This window comes from Sporosarcina sp. USHLN248, from assembly GCF_037144575.1.
In the GTDB taxonomy this organism is placed as follows: Bacteria; Bacillota; Bacilli; order Bacillales_A; family Planococcaceae; genus Sporosarcina; species Sporosarcina contaminans.
Map to the genome: position 1 here is coordinate 1 of NZ_JBBCZC010000064.1, position 12,037 is coordinate 12,037.

The window sequence follows — 12,037 nt, forward strand, 5'->3', positions numbered from 1 at the left end:
GATAGCGAAGAGGTCACACCCGTTCCCATCCCGAACACGGAAGTTAAGCTCTTCAGCGCTGATGGTAGTGGGGGGCTTCCCCCTGTGAGAGTAAGACGTCGCCAGGCAAAGGCCATTCCCTGTGGGGAATGGCTTTTTTATGCGTTTGAAGAGCAGAGCTACAGATTTCTCTATGGTCATCTCTCCCCTATCGAATATTAATTCAACTTCAAAAGATCTCTTTCCTTTTGTCCAGACAACTAAATCAATATCCCTTTTATTTACGCAGGCGATATAGGTGAAAACTTGCAGGATGTTAATCAGTACAAATAATAACATTGCACTGCATAGAAATTACGTTGTGATTAGGCAATGTGATTCGCTGCAAATACGTTGAACACAACAACTTTCTATGGCATTGCAAAGAGTTGTGATGGGAATAAGCCGTCATAAGGCCTAATGCAGCTTCGTTAGAAGTACTAATGTAAAGTGTCCTGCGTTTCTCTCTTTGTTTATGCGCTTATATTTCTCCTATGGAGTTAATGAACACATTTATGCGCTATAAAAACCTCTTCTGCGTTTTTGAACCCATTAATGCGCTGCAAATTTCTCTTCTGCGTTTTGTACATATATGCTTTGTAAATTCCTTTTTGAATAACATTTCTGCGTTTCTGAGTTAGTTAATTCTATATACGTTTATAGAATTTGATTCAAAAAGAACAGGATGAACATAATAAGATGGAAAGGCTGCGGTTTATTTATTTGTAACGCGTGCAAGGATGTTCAGTGAATAATAGGAATTCTTTTTCTTATTAACGTCTCCTTGACAGGGGTGGTAGGCGCTGATAACCTTTTAATAATATTCATCCGAAGATCATCAATTTATTAGGAGGCTAACGTGATGTGGGAATCTAAATTTTCTCGTGAGGGATTGACGTTTGACGATGTGTTGCTTGTACCGGGACATTCTGAGGTGTTGCCGAAGGATGTTTCGCTATCGGTTAATTTGACAGAGAAGATCAAGCTGAACATTCCAATCATTAGTGCGGGAATGGATACAGTGACAGAGGCAAAAATGGCAATTGCTATGGCGCGCCAAGGTGGTTTAGGTGTCATCCATAAAAATATGAGCATTGAAGAGCAAGCTGAGCAGGTTGTTACAGTTAAACGCTCTGAAAACGGTGTTATCACAAACCCGTTTTTCCTGACTCCTGAGCATCAGGTATTTGATGCTGAGCATTTGATGGGGAAATATCGGATTTCTGGTGTTCCAATCGTAAATAATATGGACGAGCGTAGATTAGTCGGCATTTTGACGAATCGTGATTTGCGCTTCATTCAAGATTATTCATTGCTCATTAATGATGTGATGACAAAAGAAAATTTGGTTACAGCTCCTGTTGGAACAACACTTTCAGATGCGGAAAAGATTTTACAAAAATATAAGATCGAGAAGCTTCCGATTGTTGATGAGCAAGGCATTCTTACAGGTTTGATTACGATTAAGGATATTGAAAAAGTGATTGAGTTCCCGAATGCGGCGAAGGATTCCCATGGCCGTCTATTAGTTGCAGCAGCAGTCGGTGTAACTTCTGATACGATGGTTCGTGTTGAGAAGTTAGTTGAAGCGGAAGTGGATGCGATTGTCATTGATACAGCGCATGGCCATTCGCAAGGCGTACTGGATACTGTTGCGCAAATTCGAGCAGCTTATCCGGACCTTGACATCATTGCTGGTAATGTTGCAACTGCAGAAGGTACAGCAGCGCTTTACAAAGCAGGTGCAGACGTTGTGAAAGTGGGGATCGGTCCTGGTTCGATCTGTACGACACGTGTAGTTGCGGGTGTTGGTGTACCACAAATTACAGCTGTCTATGAATGTGCTTCAGAAGCACGCAAGCAAGGCAAAGCGATTATCGCTGACGGTGGCATTAAGTATTCTGGCGATATCGTTAAAGCATTGGCTGCAGGTGGACATGTTGTAATGCTTGGCAGTTTGTTGGCAGGTACAACTGAAAGCCCTGGAGAAACGGAAATTTTCCAAGGCAGACGTTTTAAAGTATATCGTGGTATGGGATCAGTTGCTGCGATGGAGCATGGTTCGAAAGACCGTTATTTCCAGGAAGACGCGAAAAAGTTAGTTCCTGAGGGCATTGAAGGGCGCATGCCTTACAAAGGACCGCTTGCAGATACAATTCATCAATTAGTTGGTGGCATCCGTGCTGGCATGGGATATTGCGGCATGAAGGATTTGCATAATATGCGCGAAAAAGCACAATTCGTTAGAATGACTGGGGCGGGATTGCGTGAAAGCCATCCACACCAAGTTCACATTACTAAAGAAGCACCAAACTACTCGATTTCATAATGATTGAGATATGGTAATTGGAGTAAACTTTGGAACTTCAGCACCTTTTCGTTCGTCTATATGAGAGCGGAAAGGTGCTTTTTCTTTCCAACTGTCCTCATCATGCACTGGTTGTGTTAGAATAGATAAAGAAATTTTAATTACGGAGGTATTTTGGTGAAACGGGTAATGAGAAAATGGGTGGCATTAATGTTGCTGCCGTTGCTGTTGTTGACGACAATTGGCACGGTTCCAGCGAATGCGGAATCTGCTTTAGGCTTATATGTAGATAGTGCGATTTTAATCGATGCGGATAGCGGAAAGATTCTTTATGAAGAAAATGCTGACGCGCCGCTTGGCATTGCAAGTATGTCCAAAATGATGACAGAGTATATTTTGTTTGAGGCAATTAAAGAGGGTAAGATCAGCTGGGATCAAGAATATAAAGTGACGGATTATACGTATGCCATTTCACAGGACAGACGGTTGAGCAATGTGCCTTTGCGTAAAGATGGCACGTATACAATCCGTGAGTTGTATGAAGCTTTGGCGATCTATTCTGCAAATGCTGCTACAATTGCAATTGCTGAAACGATTGCCGGCACAGAAACTGAGTTCTTGAAGTTAATGAACGCAAAAGCAGAAGAGCTTGGTTTGAAAGATTATAAATTCGTCAATTCGACTGGATTGAACAATGAGTATTTGCAAGGTATGCATCCACAAGGGACAGGCGAGAAAGATGAAAATGTCATGCCTGCAAAATCTGTTGCACGTTTGGCGTACCATTTAATGCATGATTACCCTGAAGTGTTAGAAACAACAAAGATCAATTCGAAAATATTCCGTGAAGGTACGGATGATGCGATAAAAATGGATAACTGGAACTTCATGCTTCCAGGGTTTGTTTATGAATACGAAGGCGTAGACGGTTTGAAAACAGGAACTACTGATTTTGCAGGTCATTGCTTTACAGGGACAGCGAAGCGTGGAGACAAGCGGATTATTGCAGTTGTCATGAATGCTGTTGACGCGAATGGCATTGGATCTTATAAAGCAAGATTTGATGCAACCCGTGCGCTATTCGATTACGGGTTCAGCCAGTTTTCAAATGAAGAGCTTTTTCCTGCAGGCTATCAATTTGATAAGCAAAAAACGGTTGAAGTGCTGAAAGGTAAAGAAAAAAAGGTTGCGATCGAGGTGAAAGATCCAATCCACATGATGATCAAGTCAAATGAAAAAGACTTGTATGTACCTGAATTAGTGTTGGACGAGTCCATCGTGAAGGATGGTGCTATTGAAGCTCCTATTGAAAAAGGTACTGTTATCGGCCATGTTCAGCTTACTAAGAAAGAGGGCGAAGAATATGGCTATATCGATCCGAAAGACGCTGGCATAGAAGTAGTTGTAGCCGACACGGTTGACAAAGCAGGATGGTTCTCTTTGACGTTGAGCGCAATTGGTGGTTTCTTCGTAGGCATATGGGATAGCACGACTGGATTCGTAAAAGGATGGTTTGATTAATTCATCATAAAGTTTAAGTCATTATAAAAAAGGGCGTTGACCATGAATGGAATCAACGCCCTTTTTCTATTTTCCAGGCATTCATCATCTGATGGATGCCTTTCGTAATTTGTTCGTCTGTTAAGCCGCCAAATCCTAATAGAAACGATGGTCGGCCTGTGATCGGTGATTTACGGTATTCATTCAATCCATAGATTCGTATACCACTTTCTGCAGCTTGTTCTACTAATTGAGCTTCATCTGCCTCACTATGCACGTTTATGACAATGTGCATGCCCGCTTCATCTCCGGAGAATGAAATACTATGCGTGTAATCATTCAATGCGTCTGTAAGTAACTGTAATTTGCGCTTATACACTTTCCTCATGCGATTTAGATGGCGGCCGAAATGTCCATCTGCCATAAAACGGGCAAGCGTGTGCTGATCGAGTCGAGGTACTGTCGATGAATAATGGATAAATGCTTTTTCATACCGATCAAGCAATAGTGGAGGCAACACCATATAAGCAATGCGCATAGAAGGCATAAGTGATTTTGAAAATGTACTTAAGTAAATGACTTTACCAGCCTTGTCCATACCTTGCAAGGAAGGGATCGGTCGACCAGTATAGCGAAATTCGCTGTCGTAATCATCTTCGATAATAAAATGTGCTTCTTTGGAAGAGGCCCAGTTTAATAATGCCGTTCTACGCGCCGCAGAGAGCACTGTGCCGGTCGGAAACTGATGGGAAGGTGTCACGTAAGCAATTGATGCTCCAGAGCGCTGTAAGGCTCGTACGTCCATTCCTTCATCATCTACAGCAATCGGTATGGCCTCCCTGTTATTATGGTAAAACACATGGTGTGTGAGCGGATAGCCGGGATCTTCAATCGCATAAGCAGCTTCTGGGCCCAATAGCCGTATGAGCAGAGGCATAAGCTGCTCTGTTCCAGATCCAACAATAATTTGTTCAGGTTTGCAATCAACCCCTCGAGAGTGGTACAAATAGCGTGCAATTTCCTGTCTTAATTCCGGGTCACCATGAGGATGACCTAACAAGAGCAAATGCTTTGAAGACTCATCGATAACCTCTTTGGCATATTTGCGCCAAAGTTTGAATGGAAAAGCGTCTGTGTCAATTCTTCCCGGGGAAAAATCGATCTCGTATTTTTGAGAGGACCATTTCTGTTGAGGAGACAAGTGAACTATATCAACATAGGACAGTTCTTCAATTGCTTGGACAAAGTAGCCCTTTCGAGGCTCCGATGTAATAAATCCTTCAGCAAGAAGTTGCCCGTATGACAATTCGACAGTTGTTTGACTTATGGATAAAAACTCGGCTAGTTTCCGCTTGGAAGGAAGTTTTTCGCCAACAGATAATTTACCGTCTGTAATGTCTTTGCGTATTTGTTGGTAAATTTGCTCATATAGCGGGATATGATTGTCTTTATGTAATTCAATAAGCAGCATTTCCAAAAGTCTCTCCTCCAATCTGACCCTTTCAATTAATCTGAAACTGAGTATTTCAATATGGTCATAATCTATTATACTGAACAATATGAAAAGGGGGAAGGATAAAATGGATTTCAAATATGGCGGCGTTATTATGGATGTTATTAATGCAGAGCAGGCAAAAGTGGCGGAGGCGGCAGGCGCAGTTGCAGTGATGGCACTTGAACGCGTTCCTTCGGATATTCGTGCAGCAGGCGGTGTAGCACGCATGGCAGATCCACGTATCGTGGAAGAAGTACAAAAGGCAGTTTCTATTCCCGTCATGGCGAAAGTGCGCATCGGCCACATTTCAGAGGCAAGAGTATTAGAAGCAATGGGCGTCGATTATATTGATGAAAGTGAAGTGTTGACACCGGCGGACGATGAGTTTCATTTATTGAAGAGCGATTATAAAGTTCCGTTTGTTTGCGGTGCTCGTAACTTAGGAGAGGCCGCACGCCGTCTTGGAGAAGGAGCGAAGATGCTTCGGACGAAAGGGGAGCCGGGAACGGGCAATATCGTTGAAGCGGTTCGTCATCTCCGACAAGTGAATGCGCAAGTGAATCAAATCGTCCATATGAATAATGACGAATTGATGGTAGCTGCGAGAGATTTAGCGGCACCTTATGATGTATTGCTCGCAATTCGAGAAGCGAAGCGTCTACCTGTCATCAATTATGCAGCAGGCGGCGTAGCAACTCCAGCAGATGCAGCACTGATGATGGAATTAGGAGCTGACGGCGTATTCGTCGGATCGGGCATTTTTAAATCAGATAACCCTGAAAAATTTGCCCGTGCAATCGTACTGGCAACAGAAGATTTCCGTAACTATGCATTGATTGGTGATTTATCCAAAGATATCGGAACGCCAATGAAAGGTTTGGAAATTAGTAAGCTTCCAGAAAGCGAATTGATGGCAGGACGTGGCGTTTAATTCCAAGCAAATAGGGCCAGAGCATACGATGTGTGCTCTGGCTTTTTTATGGATATAAGTTTGTATTAAATGTTTTGAAACATTCAAAGGGACGATTCATAGTAACGTATTAAGGGATAATTGAATGGATGGTGAAACAGTGGATAAAATTTATTTAGTAAAATATTTGGTTAAATACGCTAAGGGATAGGAAGACATATGAAGAAGCGATTATGATCGTTCGTTGCGGAGAGAAAGGAATAGCTGCAAATAAAGTCATTGAGCATTGGGGGAATCTAACAAAAGAACTTGCCTATGAAAATGCAGAAGGCGAATGACGACGTGGCACTTCGTATAAGTTTTGGACTGTTTTGAATTAGTGGATGAGATGGAAGGCAATATAGATTTCATAGAAGTGTATAGCAGGTATATTGTAGTGAAGGCAGGCACGGCGGCAGAAGATGTCATTCATGATTACTCGCTGGATAAATAAAGCAGATGGGGAGAAAAACTTTTTTGCGTTGTAAGCACTGAATGATACTTATGGAGAAATAAATGAGTGTGTGAACCAAATTTATGCGCGGTTGTTGTCTTTTTGCTTGGCTGCATGAATTTTATGAGATCTTGAAGAACATTATGCGATTTTTAAGCTTACTTTTATCGTCAATAAATTTTATGGTCCGAGATGAAGTAAAGTAAAAGTAGCTGAGTCATCATTCAGCTCGGCGTAGTGATTTTTTTGGTTCCGCATGAGATGATATTGAATGGCAATGAATAACCGTATGTAGAACAACTATAGATTTCAAATATCGGATTGGCTATTGCAGGTATGCAGCCATTTTGCTGAAGGGTGATGTCCATTGGTGGAACGACTAAAAGTATTTGATGAAAAGTATCAGTATTTGTATGATGAAAATCGGGATACGATTCATGAGAAAGGTTTGTGGCATGAAACATTCCATTGCTGGCTTATGGATGATGATCATGTATATATCCAAAAGCGTAGCGCTGATAAGAAGGAATTCCCTAATTTGTATGATATAACAGCCGCAGGGCATCTGCTTGCTCAAGAAGAAGTAATGGACGGAATTCGTGAAGTGGAGGAAGAGATCGGGATAAAAGTTGATTACTCGAAGCTGAGCAATATGGGGTTTGTCCAAGATACAATTCGGCTCCCTTATTTTATTGACAATGAATTTGCGAATGTATTCTTGTATCAATCAACTTTCATGCCGGATGATTTTATTTTGCAACAGGAAGAAGTCGATAGTATTCATGCAGTTGAAATTCAAAGCTTGGCAGCGTTGTTCCACGGTGAAGTAGCAAACGTGCGATGCAGAAACATTAAAACCGACGAGGTTTCAGAAATTTTGTTGACCGATTTTGTTCCACATGAAACAGAATATTTCCGCACGATGGCGAAACATTTTGTTATAAAATAGTTTCGAACCTTGCCAAATAGGGCAGGATATAGTAAAGTGTTCTTAATTTCAAATAGAAGACGATGATGGGAAGCAGTAACGAGCATGTTTTTTTAGAGAGAGCCGGCGGGTGGTGCAAGTCGGTAAAAAACACTTGTGAATCCGTCCCTGAGTAGCCGGGTTGAAATCTCAGTAAGCCCAGCCGGACATTGAACCGTTATTTCAAAGAGTGGATCAGCTATTTTGCTGGTCAATTTGGGTGGCAACGCGGGTAGTTCTCGTCCCTATTATGGGGATAGAGGGCTTTTTTTGTGTCCGAAAATTTTCGTCAACAATCATTTAAGGAGGAATCATCTATGTTAGACATTAAGTTGCTTCGAGCGAATTTCGATGAAGTGAAAGAGAAGCTTACGAAACGTGGAGAAGATTTGACGGACTTGGATAAGTTTGTTGGTCTTGATGAAAAAAGACGTGATTTGATTGCAAAAGTGGAAGTGCTTAAAGCGGAGCGGAACGAGGTTTCGCAAAAAGTGGCTGAAATGAAGCGCAATAAGGAAAATGCGGATGAGACAATCGCACGGATGCGTGAAGTCGGCGATGAAATTAAGAAGCTTGATGAGCAATTGCACCAAGTTGAAGAAGACTTGAATTATGTGATGATGCGTATTCCGAATATCCCGCATGAGTCTGTTCCCGTTGGAGATAGTGAGGATGATAACGTAGTAGTACGCACATGGGGAGAGAAGACTGAGTTCGGATTTGAACCGAAGCCACATTGGGAAATTGGCACAGATTTGAATATGCTTGATTTTGAGCGTGCAGCAAAAGTGACCGGCAGCCGCTTTGTCTTTTACCGCGGTCTTGGGGCAACATTAGAGCGTGCTTTGATCAGCTTTATGCTTGATTTACATGTGACGGAGCATGGATACGAAGAGATGCTGCCGCCATATTTAGTAAACCGTACGAGCTTAACGGGAACTGGACAGCTTCCGAAGTTTGAAGAAGATGCATTTTTGGTTGAAGAAGAAGATTATTTCCTAATACCGACTTCTGAAGTTCCTGTGACGAATTATTATCGTGATGAGATCCTTGATGGGGCACAGTTGCCGATCGCTTACACTGCGTACAGCACAAATTTTCGATCTGAAGCGGGATCTGCAGGCCGTGACACACGTGGGTTGATACGCCAGCATCAATTCAATAAAGTCGAGCTTGTCCGTTTTGTGAAGCCTGAAGAGTCTTATGACGAATTGGAAAAACTGACAGGGCATGCGGAAAAAGTGCTTCAATTATTGGGCCTTCCGTATCGCGTCTTGAAAATGTGCACAGCGGATCTTGGATTCACGGCGGCGAAGAAATACGATATAGAAGTGTGGATCCCAACACAAAACACGTATCGTGAAATTTCTTCTTGCTCCAATTTTGAAGACTTCCAAGCGAGACGTGCTTCAATTCGTTTCCGTCGCGAGCAAGGTGCGAAACCGGAATTTGTTCATACATTGAACGGCAGCGGGCTTGCAATTGGCCGTACGGTTGCTGCAATTCTTGAAAATTTCCAACAGGAAGACGGCTCTGTTATCGTGCCAGAAGTTCTGCGTCCCTATATGCGTGGAGTAGAAGTTATTAAGTAAAAAACAGTTATATTAACCCCTTAAAAGAAACAGATGAAGGTTGCGCACCTTCATCTGTTGTTTTTAATTGTTTCTTTTGCTGTTGGGAATATAAAATATCGATGACATCTCCATCTTTTTTAGAACCGCGACCGACAAAATAGTTGGACTCTCCTTTAATTGCTTGTAACGCTTTTTAAATTCGGTTGCGTCCGCCTCTTTATTTAAGTCATTATTTATTTCAGCAATATTGTCCACTTCTTCTACCTTATCAAAATTTCCTTTTGAGAATCCGGCTATATACTCCTGTGCTACAGCATCTAAATTGCCTTTAAGAACAATGGTATGCTGCACATCCCCGTTTTCAATTTCAATTGATCCAATCACTGTGGAGTCTCTTGGTATATAGAAGTCTTTTGGAAATTTATCAGACACCGGCAAATTTGCACCAAATTCAATTTTGTTTTGAATACCGTTACCCCTATCTCATGTCTACAAAACCTTAAAAAGACTGTAGACAAAGTAAAAAAATACTTTGTTACAGTCTGAAATTATTGTCTTTCTTGTTTCTTTTTCAAGCGTAGATTTCGGAAGAACGTTGACAGCATTTGCCCGCATTCATCCGATAATACGCCCTCAGCCACTTCGCATTCATGATTAAAGCGCGGATCATTTAGCAGCCGATATAAGGAATCAACGCAGCCGCCCTTTGGATCCCGTGCACCATAGACGACACGTGGTATTCTCGATTGTAAAATAGCGCCTGCACACATTGGGCAAGGCTCTAATGTTACGTATAAAGTAGTTTCTTCCAATCGCCAGCTGCCTAATGCTTTACAAGCATCTTGTATGGCGGATAATTCCGCATGTGTGACGGCATTTTGTGATGTCTCCCGCAAATTATATCCCTTTGCAATAACGTTTCCATCTTTTACGATGACGGCTCCAATTGGCACTTCACCAATCGTCTCCGCCTTTTTTGCTTCTTCAATAGCCATTCGCATGAATTGGCAATCTTGCTCAAACACATCCATTATTTTCGCTCCCGACTTAAAGGCAACTATGTTTCAATCTATCCCTATGGTAAAATAAAATGCAGAAATCGACAAATCAGAAGGAGATTATATTATGTCAGTGCCGTTTATTGCGGTGGAGGGCCCGATCGGCGTCGGCAAAACGACGCTAGCCATGGCGATTGCCGACGAGCAAAAATTCCATCCATTACGAGAAATTGTGGATGAAAATCCTTTTTTAAATAAATTCTACGAGAACATCGAGGAATGGAGCTTCCAGACCGAAATGTTTTTTCTATGTAACCGATATAAGCAGTTAGGTGATATAAAAAAGAATTACTTATCACAGCAAATTCCTGTCGTAGCTGATTACCATCTATTTAAAAACCTGATTTTTGCAAGACGTACATTGCCTGCTGAAGAGTTCAGAAAGTACGAAGAGATTTACCATATATTATTGCGGGACATGCCTGCACCGAATATCATTATTTACTTGCACGCATCGTTGGATACATTGCAGAAACGAATCGACATGCGGGGAAGAGATTTTGAAAAGCATATCGCTCCCTCTTATTTAGAACAACTGTCACTTGATTATGAGCAATTCATGATGGATTTTGAAAATACTCATCCTGAAATCATAGTACTTCGTTTTAATGGAGATGAATTAGATTTTGTGGATTCTGAAGAAGACTTACGCATGATTTTGCGACAAGTGGATGAGACGATACGAAAAGGAGAAACACGATGAATTTACGTGAACAATATGGGATTCCGAAAAACGCGGTCATTACGATTGCAGGTACGGTCGGAGCTGGTAAGTCAACGATGACAAAAGCGCTTGCAGATGCTTTAGGCTTTCGGACATCTTTGGAGAATGTAGATGAAAATCCATATCTTGATCGGTTTTATGATGATTTTGAAAAATGGAGCTTCCACTTGCAAATCTATTTTTTGGCGGAGCGATTCAAGGAACAAAAACGGATTTTTGAATATGGCGGTGGTTTTATTCAAGACCGATCAATTTATGAAGATACTGGCATCTTTGCGAAAATGCATAAAGATAAAGGAACAATGGACCCGGTCGATTTTGATACCTATACGAAATTATTTGACGCTATGGTTATGACGCCTTATTTTCCTCATCCCGATCTGTTAGTCTATTTAGATGGCCCTTTTGAGACAATTTTAAACAGAATTCAGGAACGTGGTCGTGAAATGGAGCAACAGACTCCGATTTCCTACTGGGAAGAGCTACATCATAGATATGAAACATGGATTGATTCTTTCAATGCATGTCCTGTGCTGCGCATCGATATTACGGAATACGATCTTATGAAAGATCCACATGAAGTGGAAACAATTGTCGAACGGATAGGCAATATGCTACATGTGTCGACAGCCTTGAAAAAATGAAACATGAAAGCATCGTGAATGATCAATCATTTGCGGTGCTTCTTTCGTTTTTATAACTATTGGAATCGATTTCGTAAAACTTTTAGCCTCGGTCATCATTATGGATGTAGCCATTTCCATAGCTTTTTCCTTGCCTGAGATGCTCAAGCGGAAGCCATTCATGAATAGGAAGGAATTATTTAAATCGGGATTAACTGTTGGTAGGGATATTTGCGGATACGAATACGTTGTTTTTTTGGTTCTATAATATTTGTTGGGGTATTCACACAAATATTATAGAACCCCAAAAAAGCACGTAATCACCATTTCTTTTATACTTGAATTGTCGAGAAACAAGTAAACGAAA

General features: G+C 41.5%; 11 protein-coding genes, 1 rRNA gene and 1 other annotated feature. Of the genes, 9 read left to right on the top strand and 3 right to left on the bottom strand.

Features of this window, described 5'->3' with window-relative positions:
* The 3 genes from rrf to WFH04_RS17160 all read left to right on the top strand — a co-directional run.
* Positions 1-107: ribosomal RNA gene (gene rrf, locus WFH04_RS17150) — 5S ribosomal RNA — on the top strand; the annotation flags it as partial.
* A gap of 773 nt (positions 108-880) precedes the next feature.
* The gene (gene guaB / locus WFH04_RS17155; RefSeq protein ID WP_336825377.1) at positions 881-2,347 is read left to right on the top strand and encodes an IMP dehydrogenase; all 1,467 of its coding nucleotides are present in this window, start codon (positions 881-883) and stop codon (positions 2,345-2,347) included.
* 156 nt (positions 2,348-2,503) lie between these two features.
* On the top strand, positions 2,504-3,847 hold the full coding sequence (locus WFH04_RS17160; protein ID WP_336825380.1) for a serine hydrolase: 1,344 nt from the start codon (positions 2,504-2,506) through the stop codon (positions 3,845-3,847).
* A gap of 52 nt (positions 3,848-3,899) precedes the next feature.
* Here the strand turns inward: WFH04_RS17160 and pdxR are convergent, their stop codons facing one another.
* The gene (pdxR, locus tag WFH04_RS17165) at positions 3,900-5,303 is read right to left on the bottom strand and encodes a MocR-like pyridoxine biosynthesis transcription factor PdxR (protein WP_336825382.1); all 1,404 of its coding nucleotides are present in this window, start codon (positions 5,301-5,303) and stop codon (positions 3,900-3,902) included.
* A gap of 82 nt (positions 5,304-5,385) precedes the next feature.
* Here pdxR and pdxS point away from each other — a divergent pair, with 82 nt between their 5' ends.
* The 3 genes from pdxS (at position 5,386) to serS (ending at position 9,283) form a co-directional block, all read left to right on the top strand.
* Positions 5,386-6,252, top strand: a complete 867-nt coding sequence (gene pdxS, locus WFH04_RS17170) for a pyridoxal 5'-phosphate synthase lyase subunit PdxS (RefSeq protein ID WP_336825384.1) — start codon at positions 5,386-5,388, stop codon at positions 6,250-6,252.
* 842 nt (positions 6,253-7,094) lie between these two features.
* The gene (locus WFH04_RS17175) at positions 7,095-7,673 is read left to right on the top strand and encodes an NUDIX hydrolase (protein WP_336825395.1); all 579 of its coding nucleotides are present in this window, start codon (positions 7,095-7,097) and stop codon (positions 7,671-7,673) included.
* Positions 7,674-7,726: 53 nt separating this feature from the next.
* Positions 7,727-7,941: a binding site (T-box leader), on the top strand.
* Positions 7,942-8,008: 67 nt separating this feature from the next.
* Positions 8,009-9,283 carry a serine--tRNA ligase gene (gene serS / locus WFH04_RS17180; protein WP_336825385.1) on the top strand — a complete coding sequence of 425 codons (1,275 nt, stop codon included), beginning with the start codon at positions 8,009-8,011 and terminating at the stop codon, positions 9,281-9,283.
* Positions 9,284-9,346: 63 nt separating this feature from the next.
* On the opposite strand, the gene WFH04_RS17185 is transcribed toward serS, so the two are convergent.
* A complete protein-coding gene (locus WFH04_RS17185; RefSeq protein WP_336825387.1) occupies positions 9,347-9,697 on the bottom strand; it encodes a hypothetical protein in 351 nt (116 codons plus the stop codon).
* 116 nt (positions 9,698-9,813) lie between these two features.
* Positions 9,814-10,296 (bottom strand): tRNA adenosine(34) deaminase TadA, encoded by a 483-nt coding sequence (tadA, locus tag WFH04_RS17190; protein ID WP_336825389.1) that lies wholly within the window; start codon positions 10,294-10,296, stop codon positions 9,814-9,816.
* A gap of 94 nt (positions 10,297-10,390) precedes the next feature.
* Here tadA and WFH04_RS17195 point away from each other — a divergent pair, with 94 nt between their 5' ends.
* The 3 genes from WFH04_RS17195 (at position 10,391) to WFH04_RS17205 (ending at position 11,938) form a co-directional block, all read left to right on the top strand.
* Positions 10,391-11,026: a deoxynucleoside kinase gene (locus WFH04_RS17195; RefSeq protein ID WP_336825391.1), complete on the top strand. Its 636-nt coding sequence runs from the start codon at positions 10,391-10,393 to the stop codon at positions 11,024-11,026.
* Positions 11,023-11,691 (top strand): deoxynucleoside kinase, encoded by a 669-nt coding sequence (locus tag WFH04_RS17200; protein WP_336825393.1) that lies wholly within the window; start codon positions 11,023-11,025, stop codon positions 11,689-11,691. Before WFH04_RS17195 ends, WFH04_RS17200 begins: the two co-directional genes overlap by 4 nt.
* Before the next feature lie 139 nt (positions 11,692-11,830).
* Positions 11,831-11,938 (top strand): hypothetical protein, encoded by a 108-nt coding sequence (locus WFH04_RS17205; protein WP_336825397.1) that lies wholly within the window; start codon positions 11,831-11,833, stop codon positions 11,936-11,938.
* Positions 11,939-12,037: the final 99 nt, after the last annotated feature.